The sequence below is a fragment of the Kordiimonas lipolytica genome (genome assembly GCF_001550065.1).
Window position 1 is genome coordinate 354,651 of the sequence record NZ_LRUB01000002.1, and the last position, 20,084, is coordinate 374,734.

Below are 20,084 nucleotides of genomic sequence, written 5' to 3' on the forward strand. Positions count from 1 at the left end.
TCACTCTGACTGCATGCCAGCAGCCGTTTCCCGCGCGGCGAGGTCTGCAGAGATGGCCTGGAACGCAGTGACGATCATATCTTTCTGCGCTTTGTTCGCCGGGTCGTTGAAGCCTTTGTTGGCGCTGGTTTTCGCAATCACGATGCCTGTCGTCGGGTCCACATAGATGAACTGGTGATAGATGCCCGCTGCGAAAAAGTCGCCGTGTGGGTTTGTTGGTATCCACCACTGATATCCATAGCCAAACGGCGTTTCCGAGCCCGGGTTGTCGGCGCCGGGCATAAGATGCGGTGCTTCCGGTGTTACGGACGCCTTGACCCATTCGACTGGCACGATCTGTTCATCACCCCAACGGCCTTCATTGAGGTACAGCCGCCCCATCCGCGCCATGTCACGCAGGCTCGCCTGCAGGCCGCCCATGGCCACTTCCATGCCGTGCCCGTCGATCAGGAAATAGGCGTCCTGCTCCATGCCAAGGGGCTGCCAGATTTTTTCCTCAAGAAGCTGGGTGATGGTTTGCCCCGTCACGCGCTTCAGGATCATGCCAAGCACATGGGTGTTGACGCTGACATAGTCGTTATAGGTGCCGGGTTCACGGTCGCGCGGCAGGCTGGTTGCGAATTCGTCGAGGCTGCCACCGGTGCCGATGGTCATGGACATCCGGTTAACGTCTGATGTCAGGTCGCCGTAATCCTCGGTGAAGCGAATGCCGGTGGACATGGTGAGCACATGCCTGAGCGTCACGCCGTCATACCCCGTGCCCTTGAACTCAGGCAGATACTTGGTGACCGGATCGTCCAGATCGTCGATCAGGCCGTCGTGCATCGCAATGCCGAAAAGCGCGGAGATGAAGCTTTTGGTCACGGAAAACTGGATGTGCCGGTCATCCGCCTTTTGCCCCTGGTAATATTCTTCAAACAGGATCGTGCCGTCCTTCGCCACCAGAAGGCCTGTGGTGCCGGTCTCGACCATCAGGTCCTTGATCGACCGTTCTTCGCCGTCATAAATATAGCTGTCGGTGATAGGCTTCAGGTCATAGTCAAAGGCTGAAGGCGTGCCGCTCGCATGCACGGTGGTGGTGTTGAAAAATTCCTTGGTGTTACGGTAATTTTCCGTCAGGTGCTCCACGTCATAGAAACTGGCCATGCGGTAGAAGGCCTGGCCCATATTGACCGCATAATAGCCAAGCGGCACAAGAATGATGATAACCACGGCCCAGAAACCGCGTTTTTTGAATACGGACATAATCCCTCCCCAGGACCCCAAATACACCAATACTGATATTTTTATCAGTTATAGCGGAAGTGGGGAGAAAGCCCCACTCAAAAAAATTTAGGCGCTTCAGGACTGTTCCGGTCAGGCAGAGGCATTCAGCTTGATGATGTCCCAGTAGCCGGTGCGGATTTCCATCTCATCCCCGAAGCCACGCTTGAGCATCAGGTCATGCACCTCCCGAAGCCGCCAGCATGGCACAAACGGCAGCATGTGGTGCTCGATATGGTAATTGACGAAATAGGGCGCGAATGTTAGCCGCTCCAGGGGATTTGCAAGGGTGGTGCGGCTGTTCTTCAACGGGTTTTCAAGGTCTTCCATGGTGGCGTGTTCTGCAATATTGCGCACCCGCAGGAAAAGCTGCTGTGTGGTCATGAGCGGCAACAGCCAGCACAGGAGGAACAGGTCCATCCTGCCCGCCAGCGCAAAGCCGGTGATCGTGAGCGCATAGAAGGCGATCGGCCCTGTATAGAAGGCGCGCAGGCGTTCCCAGCGGCCTTTTTTCTCACCCCATACATAGCGGAAGATGCCCACTTGTGTTCGCAGGAAAACGATACCTGTGAGGTCGCGCAAGATCTTGCGCGCCATGCTGCTTTTTGACACTGGGAAGGGGGTATAGAGATAGTTTTCCGGGTCGGCGTCCGTACGGGTGAAGCGGTGGTGCGCCATGTGCCGCTTCCGGTAGGTGTTCATGCTCAGGATCATAGGCCAGGCGGCCAGCGCCTGCGAAAGCTGTTCATTCAGCCAGCGCGTCTTGAACAGCATGCCGTGGCTGCCTTCATGCATCAGGATCGCCAGCCCAAGCTGGCGGCTGCCGACAATGATCAGGCACAACACCAGGGTGGCGGGGTTCGGGAACAGGGCATAGAGCGCAGTGCTGCCGACAATCAGCCCCCAGCAGTGAAAGAGCAGCCAGAAGCCCATAAGATCCGACCGCTGCCGAAGCCGGTGCGATTCCTCTTTCGTCAGAATATCCGACGGTTTGATGCTGTTCCACTGTGTCGACATGCGTGTCCCCCGACCGGTCTTGTCGTCTTTCATTAATGATAATCATTATGCATGATGAAGGCTGGGTTCGCGAGTCTTAAAAACAATAGCCACGGTGATGGGGCTCAGCTTGCGCAGTAGCCCTGAAGTTTGAACCGATGGCCTATTTGAGAGTGCCTCATTGCGTGCTAGCCTACATCCATGCGTCACCATGTTAGTCGTTTGATATCATTGCTCGTTCTGATTCTGGCCTCGCCCCTAAGTGCGGCGCACGGCGTGGGGGATGCCGCTCTCCTGGAACATCTGTCGCGTCCGCCCATGCTGGCGGCGGTATCCATGTCGCGGGACGGACATTTCCTGTCTGCGCTGCGCCGCAATGGAGATCAGTCGGAACTGGTGGTCTGGTATGCGGACGCGGGGGTTGAGGAAGCCGAAGTGCTGCCCTATGCCTTCGAGGACCTCGACTGGTTGGCCTGGGTTGGCGGCGGGCGGCTTTTGCTGTCGCTGAATGAATATGGCCTGGTTCTATATGACGCCCATGTTCGTCGCCTGAGGCCGTTGATCGACGGTGAGGGGCCCCGCCCGGGCGATTTACCACCTGTGCTCCTGAGCTCGCTGCCGGAAGACCCGCGCCGAATTCTGCTGCAGTGGGAAGATCCCGGCGTGCCTGGCTATCCGGCGGTGTACCGGGTTGATGCAGTGTCGGGCGAAAGCGAAAAGATCGTCGGCGGATGGAAGCCGGTGATCCGCTGGTGGGCGGCGCCGCAAGGGGAGGCGATCCTGGGCGAGGGGTTTGTCAGTCGCCGTCACCGCTTGTTCGCACCGCGCGCTGACGGCAGCTGGAAGATGATCCGCGACCGGGACTATTTTGACGACGATGCGCTTGCGGTTCTCGCGGTGGAAACCGGTGGCGCAACGGCGCTTGTGCTGTCGTCGCACCAAAGCGATACCCGCGCCCTGTGGCGGATGGATGCCCGCAGCGGTGATTTTATCAAGAAGCTGGCCGGCCATGACCGGTTTGACATTATAGCTGCCATACTGGACCCGGAAACCAACATGGCCGTGGGCGCTACGTTTGAGGAAGACGGGATTGAAGACATTGTGTGGGCCAGCCTGCACCGCGACAGGCTGCAGGAAATGGCAAAGCGGGCCAAGGTTCCGAACCTCTCCCTGGTTACAGCAAGCGTGGATGGCAGGCGCCAGCTTTACCGGGGCCGCCTTAAGCACGCGCCGCCACGCTATTTCCTTTATGACGCTGAGATCGATCTCCTGAGCCTGCTGCCTTATGACCCAGCAGATGACACGCTGCCCTCGCCCGATACCGAAGGGGTTTGGATTGATCTTCCGAAAGGAAAGGGGCAGATGCATGCCCTTCTTAGCCGCGCGCACACCCGCCGCGCAATTGTGCTTGTACATGGCGGGCCCGTGAAGCGGGTGACGGCAGGCTACAACCCTTTTGTCAGCTGGTTGACCGCCAATGGATACAGCGTGCTGCAGCCCAATTTCCGCGGCTCCAGCGGGTTTGGCGAAAAGTGGCGCCGGGCAGGCTATGCCGAATGGGGTCACGACATGCAGGATGATGTGCGAACGGCGACGGAGTGGCTGATTGACCAGGACATTGCGGAAAGGGGCCATATCTGTGTGGTTGGCGGTTCCTATGGCGGTTATGCTGCGCTCATGTCGGCGATCAAGGACGATGATTTGATCGGTTGCGCGGTCAGCCTCAATGGCGTGACGTCGATTGAGCTTCTGATCCGCCACCTGAAGGAGGGGCGCTTTCACATGCTGACCATCCCGCGTATTCAGGGACGGCTGTCGAAATGGGCGCTTCGGCGCCGGTCGCCGCTTAACCGGGCCGACCTGGTGCGAGTGCCTGTTCTGCTGTTGCATGCAACGCATGACACCAACGTGCGTTTCGAACATGGCCAGTTGATGCACACTGTCCTGACCCGACTGGAAAAAGACCATAATTTCATTGTACTGCAAGGGGCAGAGCATCAATTGAAGCGACCCGCCGACAAGCGCATCTATTACAGGAACACGCTGAATTTCCTGGATGCTCACATCGGGTCAAGGGCGCCCTGACGGGAATCAATAGTGATGCTTGCTGTTTGTGCTACTTGATGGCTAGAATGAGTTCAGTTGTCTTGTATGGCGTGGGGCCGAGTTTCAAGTGTGGTTGATGGTTACGTGGTAAGTCTGAAAAAGAGGGCAGATGGAATGATACGGGTGGCAGCAGTGTTGCTGTCGCTTGGCTTCCTGTCTTCCCTGCCTATCCATGCCGAAGACGCGAGGCCAATGAAAGTGATCATGCCGCTTTGGGGGCCCAGCATCCAGGCTGATGGCACAGGCATGTTTGTTGATATGTTCCGCTTTGTGCTGAAGGGCCATGAAGACCGCTATGACATTGAATTTGTCAGTTACGACAAGGCGTTGCGTCTGCTTCTCTATAGCGATGTCGATTGTGCCTATCCGATCAGCAAAAAGACGATCATGGTCTCCATGAAGCACACAGACCCGGACCAGATGGTCCAGTCTCTGCCGGTTCTTGTGTCCAAGACTTATCTATTCTCACGTCCCGGCGAGCCGGTCTTCAGCGGCATGGACCAGTTGAAAGACAAGCTTCTCATTCAGATCAGGGGTGAAAATTATAACCATAACTTCAGGATGTCCCAGGCCCGCTTCTGGAACGTGGATACGGAAATCGAAAAGGTACGCGTGCTTCTGGAAGGTCGGGGGGATGCCATGCTTGGCAGCATGCCGGAAATATTGATTTCCTTTGCGGAACTTGGTGTGGAAATACCGCCTTATGATCCTGGTTTTACAGTGCTGGATTATAATAACGCCATGACCTGCCGTTCATCGCCTAAAGCCAGTGCGCTCGTTAACCTGTTCAATCAGCGAATCCGCGAAACGGTTGAGGACGGTAGTTTGCGAGCCCGAGCAGTGGGCCATGGCGTGCCCGAGAGTGTAGTGGATGCATTCCTGCCAAAGCTACCACACTGATAAACCAATCACTCTCTGATGCACCACCATAGAAAATTGGCTTATTTGAGCCGATTTTGCTTCCCGCTTTTCCCGATTTGTGGTTTGTAAAGGCGATGCTTTCCAGCAAGAGAAAGCCAAAGACCTAAAAATGGGGAGTGGCCGCGCCGTCATGATGCAGCGGTCCAAGAGAATATAAAAGGGGTAGAAATGTCCGACACTGTTGTCTCGACCGAAGGGTCACAGGAAAAGGAATTCCTGGGCCACCCGATTGGCCTAACTATCTGTTTCCTAACCGAAATGTGGGAGCGTTTTTCATACTATGGTATGCGTGCGCTTCTGATCCTGTTTCTGACGAAGCACTTTCTGTTTCCTGCCGGTGAGGCAAGCCTGATTTATGGCGCGTACACTGGTCTGGTTTACATGCTTCCTGTGGTCGGTGGCTATCTGGCCGACCGCTATCTGGGTAGCCGTAAAGCGGTGACCTTTGGCGCTATTCTACTGGTGGCAGGGCATATATCGCTGGCCTTTGAAGGGCCACAGGCAGTTATTGACGCTGCGGGCGATGTGACGCGCTCTGATGTGCATGTGTCCGTCTTCTTCCTGTCGCTGGCGCTGATCATCACGGGTGTTGGCTTCCTGAAGGCAAACATTTCCACCATCGTGGGTGCGCTTTATGGCCCCAACGATCCTCGCCGCGACGGCGGTTTCACCATCTTCTATATGGGCATCAACCTTGGTTCGCTTCTGGCAACCATGATTGTTGCAGGCATTGGTGAAACGTACGGCTGGGGTTACGGCTTTGGTCTTGCCGGTATCGGCATGCTGTTGGGCCTTGTCGTTTTCTGGAAGGGCCAGCACCTTCTGGAAGGCCGCGCAGACCCACCAAACCCGGAAGAGCTGAAAAAGCCGATTTTCGCAGGCCTCAGCACCGAATGGTTGATCTATATTGGCGGTCTTGTGGCTGTTGGTGTCATGTGGTGGCTGGTGCAAAACCAGGCGCTTGTGGGCTCCCTTCTGGGCGGCACCGGTGCGCTTATGGTTGCGATCGTACTGGCTTACGGCTTCACAAAATGTACGAAAGAAGAGCGCGAGCGCCTCTGGGTAGCCACGATCCTGATCGTGTTCCAGGTGGTGTTTTGGGCGCTTTTCGAGCAGCAGGGCTCCAGCCTGACGCTGCTTGCAGATCAGCAGTTCAACCGTGATCTTGGCCTTTTCTCACTGACGGCTGCGCAGGTTCAAACCATGAACCCGCTCTTCATTGTGATCTTCGCGCCAATCTTCGCCTGGATGTGGGTGAAGCTGTCGAACCGCGGACTTGAGCCCTCCACCCCTGCTAAATTTGGCATTGCCATGCTTCTTGTGGGTGTCGGCTACCTGCTGTTCTCCTATGGTCTCGGCCTCACAGATGGCCCAAACAAAAGCTTCTTCTGGCTGTTTGTCATCTATCTGTTCATGACCTTGGCAGAGCTTTGCCTCAGCCCGGTTGGCCTGTCGATGATCACCAAGCTTTCGGTGGCGCGTCTCGTCGGCATGATGATGGGCATGTGGTTCCTGTTCACCGCCTTTGCAAACTTCGTGGCGGGCTTCCTTTCCAGCCTGACAGGTGCGGAAGGCCACGGGACAAGCTCGGGCGAACTCAGTGTTGACGCAACAATCGAGCTCTTCCATTCCGTTGGCCTGCTGGCCGTTGGTATTGGTGTGGTTCTGTTTGTGCTGACGCCACTGATGCGCAAGTGGATGCACGGCGTTCACTAAGCGCTGCGACTATGAATATTGGACGGGGCCTGCGGGCCCCGTTTGCGTTTTCGTTGCTTGCGGTGGATTTCTTGGCCCCACTGAGCTGCGGAACGGCTTAGGCAGGTTTTGGGTCTATTAGCGCCTTCACTGCAACGGCATGTAGGTCAACTGTTCCGGCGGCACATATTTGTGCAGGATGGTGGTATAGTCCTCGGTGCTCTGGAAATCCTCGATCGCCTTGTCTATGGCCTCCACCGTGGTGCGGGGCACCGTCAGTTTCGACAGGATAAAGTGGATATAATCGTCATTCAGCAGCGCCGGGTGCACGCCCACCCGGTCGAGGGCGTTCATCTTCTTCAGGATATGGATGCCGTTGAACAGGTCATTGAACACCACGTCCACCCGGTCTTTCACCAGCCAGGTGAACAGAACCTCATATTCGGGTGTCTGCAGGATATATTTCCTGAGTTTCGGGTCCGCCTTGTAGAGCGCCGCGAATTCGTCGCCGTACCAGCTGCCCAACAGTATGCCGATCCGGTTCTTGCCTGAAACCACATCGGCGATGGACATGACATTCTTTTTCTCAAGGTCTTTCAGGCGCATGAACATCACCATGGTTTCACGCCGGTAAGGCCGGGTGAACCAGGCATATTGTTCACGTTCTACCATGCGCGACGCTCCCAGTGACCCGTCTATGGTGCCGAACTTGATGGCCAGAAGGGTTCGCTTCCAGGGCATGACCTTGAGCTCGAACGCGCATCCTGCGGCGCCGAAAGTTTCACGCAAGAGCTCTATGTCCAGGCCAGTGGGGGTGCCATTCTCATCGCGGTAGTGATAGGGCTGCCAGTCAAAGAAGGCGATGGTCAGCTTCTTGGAGCAGGCCGCGTTTTGCGCGCTCGCTGGCAAGGAGAGAGAGGTCAGGATACTCACAACAAGGAACAGTGCAGCATGTCTGGTCATGGCTTTTCCCCGAAGTAATGGGAAACTATAGCATATTTTGCGCGGTTTTGGCCAAGAAGATGCGCCTTTTGGGGCGCTATGGTTGCTGGCCTGCAAACTTCTCGAGCAGGGCGACAGGCAGGTAGCGTTCCGTAATACGGTCTATTGTCCCGTCCTCTTTTAGCCCGGTGATGGCATTGTTGATTGTGGCGACATCTGCTTCGGTCTGTGTCTTACGGCTGAGAAGGATATGAACGCTGTTTACATGCACAGCGAAGGGCAGCAACTGAATGGCGCCGCTGCCAACCGTTCGTTCGGCAACATACCTGCCACCGGCGACGTCATTGACAGCAACGTCAACAAGCCCTGCTTCAAGGGCCCGGAAAAGATTTTCGAAATCCTCGAATGTCTGGATACGTGAGCGGAACACCGGATTGTCTGTGCGGGCCTTCTCGAAAGCCGGGCCGTACCAGCCACCCAGCACAACCCCGACCCGCAGCGGTGTGCTTGTCAGGGCGTCAAAGGATGGCGGCCTTGCTTCATCGACCATGTCGGCGCGCACGAATGCACCGATCACTTCATCTCGCACCGGGACAGTATAATGGCCAAATATGGCCCTGTCTTCGGTGAAGGAAACGGTTGGCATGCCGTCCAGTTCCCCCAGCTCGATATTCCTAAGCGCCCGCTTGAAGGGGATGCGGATAATATGGAGGCTGCAGCCCGCCCTGCCAAAGATCGCGGCCATCAGCTCAATATCCAGGCCGGATGCGAACTGGTCGCCTTCCCAGATGGTGTAGGGCGGCCATTCGATCGCCCCCAGCGTGATCGTTCTGTCGCAACCTTCCGCACTCGCTGGCCGGTCAAGCGCGGCCAGCCAGAAAAGGGTCAGGGCACAGATAACAGCACGAAAAAGCAATTGCGGGTCCTTTCAGGATGCATAGTGCCCCTGAGGAAATTAAATATTTGTGAATACTGGTATGTTGGCCAGTCAGTCGTATTCGTGGTGTTCGCCTGTGCTTGACGGTGCTGTCTAGCCGTTTTGTCGCCGGGCATTTTCTGCTATGGCGGCCCACTTCTTCTGGGTTTTTCGGTAATGACCGGTAGCCCGCCGCAAGCGCGCGGCAACTTCGTCAAATATATGCATTGCAGCATCGGGCTGACCCGAATACTGCAGCAGCAGGCCGTATCGTACGCGCGCTTCTTCCCCTGTCGCATACCCGATGAGGTTTTCGTATGACCCAAGCGCGGCTTCAAGCTGACCTGCTTCTGCAAGGCCGCGGGAATATAGCAAATGCCCTTCCTGGCTATTGAAGCCCGGGTTCTTTTCCTGCAACAGGTCCAGTATCTCCACTGTCTGGTCCGGGCGGCCTTGTTCCAGACTCAACCGCGCCTGTCTCATCAGAATGTGTGGATCGTGCTTGTGGGCGCCTTGCAGGCAGGTCTCGATATGAGGGGCCGCTTCATCCCACTTTTCCAGCGCCATCAGGGCATCGGCAAGGCGCAACCGGTTTTCGGTGCTTTCGACCATATCGAAGGCATGATGTGCTTCCCTCAGCTCCCGTTGTGGGTCCAGGATTTTGACGGCCCCTTTTTTCAGGTTGCCAGCGGCGCGGGTGTTGCCAGCATCAGGCAATACCTGAGTAATGAGATAAATAGCACAGCCAATTCCGGGGGCCATAATGACCAGCCAGATCCAATATTTGTCCCGCCCGGTTTTCACCACATGATAGGCACACCCCAGCTGCAGCAGCACTAGCATAACGAAAATTGGCACGTGAACCCCCTGCATGCTTCCCAGAATGCCCGAACGGTACTGGGTGTCAGGGTCGGAGGCAAGAATTTAGTGTGAAGGGTACTTTAATGGCTTAGGGCAGCAGCAGGATGCGGTTGAAACGGTAGACGTATATCTTGCCACGGTCATTGATATCAATGCGCCAGAAAAGCGTCTCTCCGCCGGATGTCCGCCAGTCCTTGAGGATGAAATCCATCGGGTGCGGGCCAGCTTCTTCTTCGACCACAAGGTGGAAGCCGATCATGCGTTTGCTGCGCTGGCTGAAGAAATATTTCAGTCTTGCGCCTGCGGGCGTGGTGCCGCTGACGGTGAAGGCCAGTTCGTCGGCGAATTCCTCGATCGTCACTTCGCGGTCAATGGTCTGAAGTTCAGAGGCAGGGAACAGGGCGCGGCGATGGAACTGATGCCCGTGAACAAAAGCCGCCATGGCGGGTGTGAGCGTCCTGCGCTCGCCGTCCTCGCCTTCAAACCAGATCGTGCCGTCCGTATCGCCGTAGGTTACGGTGCCGTCCTCGCTGATCATGGTGAAGCGGGCGTCGCCACCAGCCGGTGTGCTTATGCCGCTCGTGACCACTGTGTCATAGGTGCGGCCTTCCACGGTGACATTGGCGCTGGCTTCAATGCGGCCCACATCCTTTGCCTCGCTGTTCCATCCGATTGCCTTGGCGGCTTGCTCGAACAGCATCTCGGGCGTGGGCAGGTCTACGGGCTGCGCCCATGTCCGCGTGGGCGCAAGAACAAGAAAGAAACAGATCAGATACAGGCGTACGGGCATGCCAAAATTCCTCAGTTCGGAAGAATCGCAACCTACCACAGGCAGAGCGCCTAAAACAGCGCCGGGATTTCAAAACGGTTCGTCCTGCGGAGGGAACGGTTCGTCGATCTGAACGAAAGTAGCAATGCTTTTTGATGACTCGGATTAACACGCTTGATACGCTCCGGCGACACGCTGCCAAGGGACAGGGCAGTAACATGGAGAGATTAGTATGAAAAAAGCAATGACGCGGCCCTCATGGCTGCGATCAGGGCTCGCCATCACCGCTATGGGGCTTGCGCTTGCCGCATGCCAGCCAGGCGAGGAGCAGGGCGAGTTTGTCGAGATCAACAAGGATCCGTATCCATCCAGCTACACGCCGCTTCCAAGCAAGCCGACGCTGATCACCAATGTCACCATCCTTGATGGCAAGGGCGGCCGTATTGACGGTGGCTCGATCCTGATGGAAGGCGGCGATATCAAGGCCGTGGGCCAAAGCATTGAAGCCCCCGCGGGCGCTGAGGTGATTGACGGCGCTGGCCGCTGGGTGACACCAGGCATCATCGACACGCACAGCCACCTTGGTGTGTATCCAAGCCCGGGCGTGCGGTCGCATTCAGACGGCAACGAAGTGGGTGAGCCGGTAACGGCAGACGCATGGGTAGAGCATTCCAACTGGCCACAGGACCCGGGTTATATCCGTGCGGCCGCTGGCGGCATTACGGCGCTGCAGCTGCTGCCGGGTTCCGCGAACCTTGTGGGTGGCCGGGCGGTCACGCTTAAGAACGTACCGGGCCGCGTGGCGCAGGACATGAAGTTCCCTGGTGCCCCATACGGCATGAAGATGGCGTGCGGTGAAAACCCGAAACGCGTTTACGGCGAAGGCAAGAATAGCCCGGAATTCCGTCCGCATACCCGTATGGGTAACGTGGCGGGTTACCGCGCAGCCTGGGCAGAAGCGCAGGATTACCAGCGCGCCTGGGACAAGTATGAGCGCGACTATAAGGCCGGCAAAGACGTTCTGCCGCCGAAGCGCGACCTGAACCTTGAGACGCTTGCGGGCGTTCTGAACGGTGAAATTCTTGTTCACATGCACTGCTACCGCGCTGATGACATGGGCACCATGCTCGATGTGATGAAGGAATTCGACTATAAGATCTCTAGCTTCCACCACGCTGTGGAAAGCTACAAGATCGCTGATCGCCTTGCTGAAGACGGTGTCTGCTCCAGCATGTGGGCAGATTGGTGGGGCTTCAAGATGGAAGCTTATGACGGCATCCGCGAGAACATCCCGTTCGTTCACAAGGCCGGCGCCTGCGCGATTGTCCATTCCGATAGTGACAGCGGCATCCAGCGCCTGAACCAGGAAGCAGCCAAGGCCCTTGCCGACGGTCGCAAAGCCGGCGTTGATATCTCCAAGGAAGAAGCATGGCAGTGGCTGTCGCTCAATCCGGCGAAAGCACTGGGCATCGCTGACGAGACCGGCACGATCGAAGTGGGCAAGGACGCCGATATCGTTCTGTGGTCTGGTGATCCGTTCAGCGTTTACACCAAAGCCGACAAGACATTTGTTGACGGTGCCGTGGTGTTCGACCGCCATGATCCTTCCCGACAACCGGTGATGGATTTCGAGCTTGGCCAACCAGGTGAAGGAGACGTGAAATGAGGAATTTGAAATCTCTCATGGGCGCCTCCCTGGTAGCCCTGATGACAGCGGGTGTTAGTGCGGAAGATATCGCCATCACAGGCGGTACGGCCTTCACCGATGGCGGCAGCGGCAAGGTGGAAAACGCCACCGTGCTGATCCATGACGGCAAGATCCAGTCTGTAACGGCTGGCGGTGATGTGCCTGCGGGCTACCGTACGGTGGATGCGTCAGGCAAATGGGTAACCGTTGGCTTCATGGTGTCCGGCAGCAACCTGGGCCTGATGGATGTGCCGCTTTCCGGTAACCTGAATGATGCCCGGGCAACTGGTTCATCGAACGGCATGGGCCTTCAGGTGAAATATGCCTTCAACCCGGCATCCACGCTGATCCCGGTTACCCGCATTGAAGGTGTGACCCGCGCGGTAACGGGCTTCTCGGGCTCGAAAGACATGTGGCGTGGCCAAAGTGCTGTTGTGGCGCTTGCCGGCGATGACATGATCGTTGCCGACTATGTGGCCCTGTCCATCGATATGGACGAAGGCGCGGCCAGCTCGAACGGTGGCAGTCGTGCAGCCCTTTGGGACACGGTCATCACCACCCTTGAAGGCGCGCGCCCAAGCGGCGACGACGACAAGAAGGATGACGAGAAGAAGGACAAGAAACCCAAGTATGACAGCGGCAAGATGGCTCTTGAGCGCGTCATGAAAGGGGAGGTTCCGCTTCTGGTCGAAGTTGAGCGCAAGGCCGACATCCTGAATGTCATCGAACTGAAGAAGCGTTTCGGCATCAATGTGGTGATCACAGCAGGCGCAGAGGCCTGGATGGTGGCGGATGAGCTTGCGGCAGCCGGTATTCCGGTGGTGCTGGACCCATCCCGCAACCTGCCGGAAGACTTCGACACGCTTGGCAACACCAGTGCCGCCGCTGGCCGTCTGCATGCGGCTGGCGTAAAGGTGGCCTTTATGGCGCCTGACACGCACAACAGCCGCTTGGTTGTCCAGAACGCAGGCATCGCGGTTGCCATGGGCATGCCGTGGGAAGCCGCGGTTGACGCCATCAGCAAGAACCCGGCCGAAATCTTCGGTGTGGCGGATAGCTACGGCACTATGGAAGCTGGCAAGGACGCTGATGTTGTGGTTTGGGACGGCGACCCGCTTGAAGTGATGACCAGCGCGGATGCGGTGTTCATTCGCGGCGAGGAAGTGCCGCTTGTGTCACGCCAGACCAAGCTGCGCGATCGCTACAAGGAGCTTTCGCGGTCTCCGGCTTTCAATAAGTAAGCCGACATTGCGAAACACAGAAAGCCGGGGTCATGCCCCGGCTTTTTCATGACAAGAACAGGAGGCTGGAATGCGAGGAATAATCATCGGGATGCTTTTGGGCTTGGTTGCCTTCAGCCCTGCCAGCGCAGGGGAGTTGGCGGAGCGTTTCTCTGCCGCTGCAGGTGACGGCGTGAATGTATCCTATTTCATTCTGGATGATGCGGGTGGCACCGCCGACCAGGCAGGCGACAAGCTTTACCAATCCACGCCTGTGCGTATCGCGAGTGTGACAAAAACCTTCGTGGCGGCGACGGCGCTTCGGCTGGTGGAAGAAGGCAAGCTGGATATCAGCAAGCCGATCAACCACTATATTGACGCGCAGTATGATGACCTGTTGACGTCCGACGGCTATGACACGTCTACTATCACCGTTAGGCACTTGCTGAGCCACACCGGCGGCTTGGTGGACCACACCCACGGCAAGCCTTTCTTCGAGACGTTGCTTTCTGACCCCAGCCACCACTGGACGCGCGAAGAGCAGATAAAGGGGGCTGTCGATTGGCTTGACCCGCTTGGTGCACCGGGCGAGAAATTCAGCTATTCCGATACGGGCTATGTGCTCTTGGGCCATATCATTGAGAAGCAAACAGGCCTGACGCTCGCGGCGGCTGTCAGGCGCTATCTGGCGCTCGACAGCCTTGGCCTCAAGAACACCTATTGGGAACTGGTGGAAGAAAATCCGGATGCCGAAGCACGCCGCGCACACCAGTATTTCCAGGGCATGGACACACACGACTGGAGCGCAACGCTGGACCATTATGGTGGTGGGGGCTTGGTTTCCACCACACAGGATATGGCCACCTTCTTTGCCGCCCTGTTCGGCGGCAAAGTGTTCAAGGACAAAGGCACGCTTGACCTGATGCTGTCACATGACGGCCTGCCGACAGACAGCCCCTACAGGCTGGGCATCTTTGAATATGAAGTGGACGGTGTGACCTTTTATGAGCATTCCGGCTTCTGGGGCACGCTTGTGATGTATGTACCGGCTGAAAAGCGGGCCATCGCGGGCGCGGTGCTGCACCAGAAGCACTTCAAAGCCATGCGCGAGGCGATGGTTGGAGTGATTACTGCAGGCAAGTGATGCCAGTCCGAAGGACCAGAAAAAGGCCGGGTTTCCCCGGCCTTTTTTGTTATTTATATTTCTCGAACCAGGCGAGGATGTTTTCCACCTTGGCCACCAGGCGTGACGGGCGCCCCGCAATGCCGTGCGGGCTGTCGGGCACGCGCACCATCAGCGTGTCGACGCGCCGAAGCTTCAGCGCCTGATAGAACTGCTCGGTTTCCGAAATCGGCGTGCGGCGGTCCGCCTCGCCCGTGATCAGAAGCGTCGGGGTTGTCACATTGCCCACCAGCGAAAGCGGCGAGCGCTTCCAGTAATGTTCCACATGCTCCCACGGCATACCGGGGAACTGGTAAGGGATCTGCCCCAGATAGCTGTCAGCTGTCAGCACCTTCGATATCCAGTTGATCACAGGCTTGGCAACCGCCGCCGCGCGGAAACGGTCCGTCAGGCCAATGGCATAGGCGCTGGCGATGCCGCCTGCTGACCCCCCGGTGATGTAAAGTTGGTCCGGGTCAATGAAGCCAAGGCCGATCATGGCATCGACGCCTGAGTTATGGTCGGCGAAATCAAACTCGCTTGAGTATTTGTTCTGCAGAAGAAGCGCAAAGCGCTCGCCGTAACTGGTGCTGCCCCGGTGGTTATCATAGAAAACCACATAGCCTTCCGCCGCAAAGCGCTGCATCTCTGCCGAGAAATTCGGGCCGTACGAAAGGTGAGGGCCACCGTGGATTTCCAGGATCAGTGGGTATTTCTTGGCTGTGGGGTCAAAGCCCGGCGGCGTGATGTACCAGCCGTGGATTTCCTCCCCATCGATGGACGACTTGTAGGTAATTTCGTGCGTCTGCCCGAGCGTCTTGTGCCCAAGCGCGTCTTCATTCAGGGCTGTGAGCTGCCTGGTCTTGCCGTCACGCACGGTAAAGATATCTGCAGGCCGCGTGCCGCTGCCGCGTGTGAAGGCCACGGTGCCGGCCTTCATGTCAAAGTCGCCGCTGGTGTAGGGGCGGCCAAGCGTGGTGCCGCCTAAGGCGTCCGCCACCATCCGGCGTTTGCCGCGGGTGTCCGTATAGTGCACTTCCGCCAGTCCCCGGTTTTCCATCATGAAATAAAGGCCACGCCCGCGCGCGTCCCAAATTGCCTTGTCAACTGACCGGTCCAGATCTGCTGTCAGGCTTGTTGCTTCACCGCCCGTCAGCGGCATCAGTTTCAGTTCGCGGTTGCGGTATGCGAGTTTTTCACCGTCGCGGGCGAGGAAGGCAATGGTCTTGCCGTCAGGCGATACCGTCGGCGCTTCCTCTGAGCCGGGCGTGTTGGTGACCTGGCGGATCGTGCCGCCCATGCTCACAGCGAACAGGTCGCTGTCACGCTGCTGATATTCCCAGTCCTCATTCCTGTTGGCAGACAGGATAATCTCGCTGCCGTCTGGCGTGAAAGCAAGCGGGCCGTGGTGGTTAAATTCGCCGCTTGTCAGCTGGCGGGCGCTGCCGCCGTCAGCCGGGATGATGAACACATGTCGGAAGGCCGGTTTAAGAATGCCCTGGCCGTCGCGCTGGTACCGCGCCTTCGAGACATATTTCACCTGATCAGACCATGTGGCGCCCTCCGGCTTCTTCGGCATTTTGACCTTCAGCGGTTTATGGTCAGCGGGAACCCGCATGGTGAAGGCGATCTGTTTACCGTCAGGCGACCAGCTGATGTCGCGCGGGCTTTCCTGCAGGTTGGACAGAAGCGCCGTGCGGCCGCTCGCGAGCCACAGCACATAAAGCTGGGTGCTGCCTTCTTCGTTCGAGAGATAGGCGATGCGGTCACCGCTTGGCGACCACACAGGGTTTGAAAAATTCTTGCGCCCCGACATCAGCGGCATATGGCTTGTGCCGTCAGCATTCGCGATCCACAGGTTGGTGCGCGTGCGGTCGGTCATGATGTCGTTGCTGCGGCGTTCATAGACTACCTGCTTCCCGTCAGGGGACACCGCAGGGCCTGTAGCATATTCCAGATTGAAGATGTCTTCTGCGTTGAACAGCGTGGAATTTGCCTCTTCGGCCCATGCAGGTCCGAAGGCTGTCAATGCTGCCACTAAGAAGAGTGCGGGTTTAAACATGTCTTTGTCTCCCTGACAGCTGGCGAATGCCAGCCTGAATTATTCTTGTGTCGCCTGTTTGCGTTTTCCCTGCCTGTAGGCGGCGATCCGAAGGCCAAGGGCAACAAGGCCCAGGATGGGAATCCAGCCCTTCGGGCTTGGTTCCATTATCAGTTTGGGCGTCGACGTGATCATGAAGATAGCCCATATATAGTAGCTGCCTTGCTTATGCAGGCGTTTCCAATGCTTTGCCCCGAATGCCCTGACCCCAGCGTTGTTTGAGGTGAGCGTCATCGCAAGCAGAAACAGATAGGCGAGGCCACCTGCAAATAGCACAGGAGCGGGGCGGCTGGCGTCCGTCAGCGCCAGGTTCGACAGTACCAGCACACCGTGCGTGCCGTGAATCAGCGCGAATGACAGGCCGATGTAGCGGCGGTTTCGCATCAGGAAGCGGGGCCCTGTGCCCGGTGCTAATCGCGCCAGGCTGGAGGCCGTGAACGCGAAAAAGAAGAAGATGAAGCCCATATGGGCCGTTGGGATCATCATGTCCGGCAACGCGGCAACATAGCCGCCAGCCGCAGAAATTTGGCTTGTGATAAACGCCGCCAGAAGAAGTATGACCGGGACAAATATCCTTTTGCCTTCAAAGAGTGCCAACATTCCTGAATTCCCCTTCCTTTCATTGTCGCCTGTTCGGTGCCGGTGTCCAAAGAGTTGACAGGAGCGTCCAGCCTAATGAAAGTCTGACCCAGATACCAAGAAAACAAACACGACAATTAGCGAGTAGCAGCATGCTTGAGATGAAACCGCTAACGGAAGCGGATCTGGAAGCCTACTTCGATCTTTTCAATGACCAGGGCCTAGCGCGAAATGCGGGGACGGTGCCGCATCCGGTTGACCTTGACTGGGCGCGTGAACGCATGATCTCGCGCCGAGAGGCTGAAGCCAATGGCGAGCTCAAGGACCGAGGCTTTTTTGAGGATGGTCGCTTTGTCGGCAGCGGCGGCTATTTTTTCAGGAATGGCGAGCTGGAGATCGGCTATTCCGTGCATAGGAACGAGCGCGGCCGCGGCCTGGCGACACGGATGGCGCGGATGGTGGTTGCCATGGCGCGGGAGGATCGGCTCAAGGGGCCGATCATTGCCAACTATTTTACTGACAACCCAGCTTCTGGGCGGGTTCTTGAAAAAGTTGGTTTTGCAAGAGCCGGGCTTGGCACAGGAACATCCATGGCGCGCGAGGGTGAGATTGAGAGCCAGCGCATGGAGCTGCGGGGAGATGTGCGTGTTGTTGATCCCGTTGTCAGCGATTACCCCGTGCTGTTTGAGCAGCAACTGGACGAAGACGCACGGTGGCAGGCTGGTGCCAGCCGGGTTTATGCCAGTGCCGGGGAATATCAAGCTCACATGGAGGCGGCGATGGCGGCCGGTGCCGTTCGGCGTACGATACTTCATGAAGGGCATGTTGCGGGGTATCTGGCATCGTCTGACCGCCAGGGTATGCGCGAGGTCAGCTATTGGCTTGGAAGGGCACATTGGGGGCAGGGTATTGCGACCAAAGCGTTGGCGGAATTCCTTGACCAAATGGGCACACGAAAGAGTGCCCTGTGTGCCCGTGTGGCCAAGGATCATCCGGCGTCGCTGCGCGTATTGGAAAAATGCGGCTTCGTGCGTATTGGGGAAGACAGCTTCTACTCCGACACCCGCGGGGAGCAGGTCGAAGAATATATCTACCGACTTAATAATCGTTAAATACGATTATTATATTCGTTAATATTCGTTGGAATAGATAAATAGTTTCCACCATATTCAAGGGGAAGCGGCGCCCCGGCTATACCCCTTCCTCACCCTAGTGGCCGGGTCGCTGTCTTCCCAGTTCCTCGCATGCTTCGGTTGATAGCCCCCATACATCGACTGAAGCTGTCGTCCTGCCGCTCCCGGAGATTTCGGGAGCGGCTTTTTTTATTCATAAATCCGGAGGGTTAGGGGGGCGAGCGTTGTCCCATAGGCAAAACAAGACGTGCCACAGGGAGCAAATATGTCAGAAGGCTGGGCAGAACCGGCACTGCGCCAACAGATTGAAGGTCTGGTTGCGATGCTTAATCGCGGTCAGGTTCTGGAAGCCCTTGAGCAGTTTTATGCCCCGGAGGCCCGGGTTTTCGAAAATGACTATCTGTTTGCGGAAGATCGCCTTGAGGCGCTTGCAAGGCAGCGCCCTTTCATTGAACCCTGCCTGTCTATCGATGGTGATGTGAGGCTTGTCTATCAGGATTTGGGGCGCGGCATTTCGGTTTTGAACAACCAGACACGATTTGATCACCCTGAATATGGCCGGGGTCAGATTGACGGCATACATGTGCTCTATTGGCAGGGCGAGCGGGTGGTTCGGGAAAATTATTTTTCCGGATCCAAGGCCGGTGAGGCGCTGACCTTTTGGGAAACTCTGGCTGGCTCTGACCCTGCATAGCGGGCGGTGTGCGTACCGAAGATGCTAAGGGTGTTCAGCGCCAACTTCCTTGATGACTTTTCCCAGGGCTTCAAAGGTAGAGGCGCGTGGGTTGGTTTTCCGCCAGATCAGGCCAATGGTCCGCGTGGGAACGATATCCGCGAAAGGCAGAACCTCCACTCCTGTACCTTCGGTCAGGCCAGCCTCAACGGCCATGCCAGGCAAAAGGGTAATGCCGTGACCTGCTGCAACCATTTGCAGAATGGTGTTGAGGCTGGTGCCGGCCATTTCACGTCTGGCTCCACGGCCAAGAAGCTGGCAGGCCTCCAAGGCATGGTCGCGCAGGCAATGGCCTTCCTCAAGAAGCATCAGCCGCTTTTCATCCAACTCTGTTGATTTGATGCCGCCTTTCGGCGCTTCGCCTGCGGGGAAGGCAACCAGGAACGGATCGTGGAATAGCGGCAGTTCTACTACGTCGCCGCAGGCATAGGGCAGGGCATATAGCACCAGATCCAGCTCACCTGTGCGCACCAGTTCACAAAGCTCCGCCGATTTGTCTTCCCTCAGATGCAGTTCAAGGTCAGGCAGCTTCTTGCTGATAGCAGGCATGATCTTGGGCAGCAGGAATGGCGCTATTGTGGGGATCACGCCCATGCGGACAATACCCTTCAGTGGGTCTTTGGCAGAGGTTGCCAGATCTGTGAGGTCATCCACATCATTCAGGATGCTTTGCGCCCGGCGGACGATTTCTTCCCCAAGTGCGGTGAACATTACGGAGCGTTTGGTGCGCTCTACCAATTGGGTACCCAGAAGGTTTTCCAGTTCTTGCAATCCGGCTGACAGGGTCGACTGTGTCACGTGGCAGGCATCAGCTGCTTTGCCGAAGTGATTGGTCCGGTGCAGGGCCACAAGATATCTAAGCTGCTTCAGGGTGGGAGGAAAGCTCATCGATCAATCCGATTAAATTGCCTGATATAAATTTACCTTGTCACTATAGGTGCCGGCCATGTTTTAGCCAAGCTGAAATCGCGGATATGGCAGGGTGCCTGAATATGGTCAC

Annotated in this window: 17 protein-coding genes; 8 read left to right on the forward strand and 9 right to left on the reverse strand. The window is 57.1% G+C overall.

Annotated features, from left to right (window positions below; all coding sequences use genetic code 11):
- Positions 1 to 1,245, reverse strand: coding sequence for a serine hydrolase domain-containing protein (locus KORM41_RS01805; RefSeq protein ID WP_068143764.1), 1,245 nt, complete (start codon positions 1,243 to 1,245; stop codon positions 1 to 3).
- Positions 1,246 to 1,356: 111 nt separating this feature from the next.
- Positions 1,357 to 2,280, reverse strand: a complete 924-nt coding sequence (locus tag KORM41_RS01810; protein WP_068143766.1) for a fatty acid desaturase family protein — start codon at positions 2,278 to 2,280, stop codon at positions 1,357 to 1,359.
- Positions 2,281 to 2,490: 210 nt separating this feature from the next.
- Here KORM41_RS01810 and KORM41_RS01815 point away from each other — a divergent pair, with 210 nt between their 5' ends.
- The 3 genes from KORM41_RS01815 to KORM41_RS01825 all read left to right on the forward strand — a co-directional run bounded on the left by KORM41_RS01815 (position 2,491) and on the right by KORM41_RS01825 (position 7,002).
- Entirely contained in the window at positions 2,491 to 4,344 is a 1,854-nt protein-coding gene (locus KORM41_RS01815; RefSeq protein WP_231727067.1) for an alpha/beta hydrolase family protein, read from the forward strand.
- A 135-nt stretch (positions 4,345 to 4,479) separates the two neighbouring features.
- On the forward strand, positions 4,480 to 5,265 hold the full coding sequence (locus KORM41_RS01820; RefSeq protein ID WP_068143769.1) for a type 2 periplasmic-binding domain-containing protein: 786 nt from the start codon (positions 4,480 to 4,482) through the stop codon (positions 5,263 to 5,265).
- A gap of 189 nt (positions 5,266 to 5,454) precedes the next feature.
- Positions 5,455 to 7,002 carry a peptide MFS transporter gene (locus KORM41_RS01825; protein WP_068143772.1) on the forward strand — a complete coding sequence of 516 codons (1,548 nt, stop codon included), beginning with the start codon at positions 5,455 to 5,457 and terminating at the stop codon, positions 7,000 to 7,002.
- Between the two features lie 126 nt (positions 7,003 to 7,128).
- Here KORM41_RS01825 and KORM41_RS01830 read toward each other — a convergent pair whose 3' ends face one another.
- The 4 genes from KORM41_RS01830 to KORM41_RS01845 form a co-directional block, all read right to left on the reverse strand.
- Complete coding sequence (locus KORM41_RS01830) at positions 7,129 to 7,944, reverse strand: substrate-binding periplasmic protein (RefSeq protein ID WP_068143775.1); 816 nt, start codon at positions 7,942 to 7,944, stop codon at positions 7,129 to 7,131.
- A 76-nt stretch (positions 7,945 to 8,020) separates the two neighbouring features.
- Positions 8,021 to 8,839: a substrate-binding periplasmic protein gene (locus KORM41_RS01835; RefSeq protein WP_068143777.1), complete on the reverse strand. Its 819-nt coding sequence runs from the start codon at positions 8,837 to 8,839 to the stop codon at positions 8,021 to 8,023.
- 114 nt (positions 8,840 to 8,953) lie between these two features.
- A complete protein-coding gene (locus KORM41_RS01840) occupies positions 8,954 to 9,697 on the reverse strand; it encodes a hypothetical protein (RefSeq protein WP_156431854.1) in 744 nt (247 codons plus the stop codon).
- 91 nt (positions 9,698 to 9,788) lie between these two features.
- A complete protein-coding gene (locus KORM41_RS01845) occupies positions 9,789 to 10,490 on the reverse strand; it encodes a hypothetical protein (protein ID WP_068143781.1) in 702 nt (233 codons plus the stop codon).
- Positions 10,491 to 10,701: 211 nt separating this feature from the next.
- Here KORM41_RS01845 and KORM41_RS01850 point away from each other — a divergent pair, with 211 nt between their 5' ends.
- The 3 genes from KORM41_RS01850 (at position 10,702) to KORM41_RS01860 (ending at position 14,520) form a co-directional block, all read left to right on the forward strand.
- Positions 10,702 to 12,135, forward strand: coding sequence for an amidohydrolase (locus tag KORM41_RS01850; RefSeq protein ID WP_197420920.1), 1,434 nt, complete (start codon positions 10,702 to 10,704; stop codon positions 12,133 to 12,135).
- Complete coding sequence (locus KORM41_RS01855; protein ID WP_068143783.1) at positions 12,132 to 13,397, forward strand: amidohydrolase family protein; 1,266 nt, start codon at positions 12,132 to 12,134, stop codon at positions 13,395 to 13,397. Before KORM41_RS01850 ends, KORM41_RS01855 begins: the two co-directional genes overlap by 4 nt.
- Before the next feature lie 70 nt (positions 13,398 to 13,467).
- Positions 13,468 to 14,520, forward strand: coding sequence for a serine hydrolase domain-containing protein (locus KORM41_RS01860; protein ID WP_082719666.1), 1,053 nt, complete (start codon positions 13,468 to 13,470; stop codon positions 14,518 to 14,520).
- 49 nt (positions 14,521 to 14,569) lie between these two features.
- On the opposite strand, the gene KORM41_RS01865 is transcribed toward KORM41_RS01860, so the two are convergent.
- Both KORM41_RS01865 and KORM41_RS01870 read right to left on the reverse strand, forming a co-directional pair.
- Complete coding sequence (locus tag KORM41_RS01865) at positions 14,570 to 16,600, reverse strand: S9 family peptidase (protein ID WP_068143787.1); 2,031 nt, start codon at positions 16,598 to 16,600, stop codon at positions 14,570 to 14,572.
- Between the two features lie 39 nt (positions 16,601 to 16,639).
- Positions 16,640 to 17,239, reverse strand: coding sequence for a cytochrome b family protein (locus KORM41_RS01870; RefSeq protein ID WP_068143789.1), 600 nt, complete (start codon positions 17,237 to 17,239; stop codon positions 16,640 to 16,642).
- Positions 17,240 to 17,370: 131 nt separating this feature from the next.
- Here KORM41_RS01870 and KORM41_RS01875 point away from each other — a divergent pair, with 131 nt between their 5' ends.
- On the forward strand, positions 17,371 to 18,330 hold the full coding sequence (locus tag KORM41_RS01875; RefSeq protein WP_068143791.1) for a GNAT family N-acetyltransferase: 960 nt from the start codon (positions 17,371 to 17,373) through the stop codon (positions 18,328 to 18,330).
- A gap of 286 nt (positions 18,331 to 18,616) precedes the next feature.
- A complete protein-coding gene (locus tag KORM41_RS01880; RefSeq protein WP_068143793.1) occupies positions 18,617 to 19,045 on the forward strand; it encodes a hypothetical protein in 429 nt (142 codons plus the stop codon).
- A gap of 24 nt (positions 19,046 to 19,069) precedes the next feature.
- Here KORM41_RS01880 and KORM41_RS01885 read toward each other — a convergent pair whose 3' ends face one another.
- Positions 19,070 to 19,972 carry a hydrogen peroxide-inducible genes activator gene (locus KORM41_RS01885; RefSeq protein ID WP_068143795.1) on the reverse strand — a complete coding sequence of 301 codons (903 nt, stop codon included), beginning with the start codon at positions 19,970 to 19,972 and terminating at the stop codon, positions 19,070 to 19,072.
- Positions 19,973 to 20,084 lie beyond the last annotated feature (112 nt).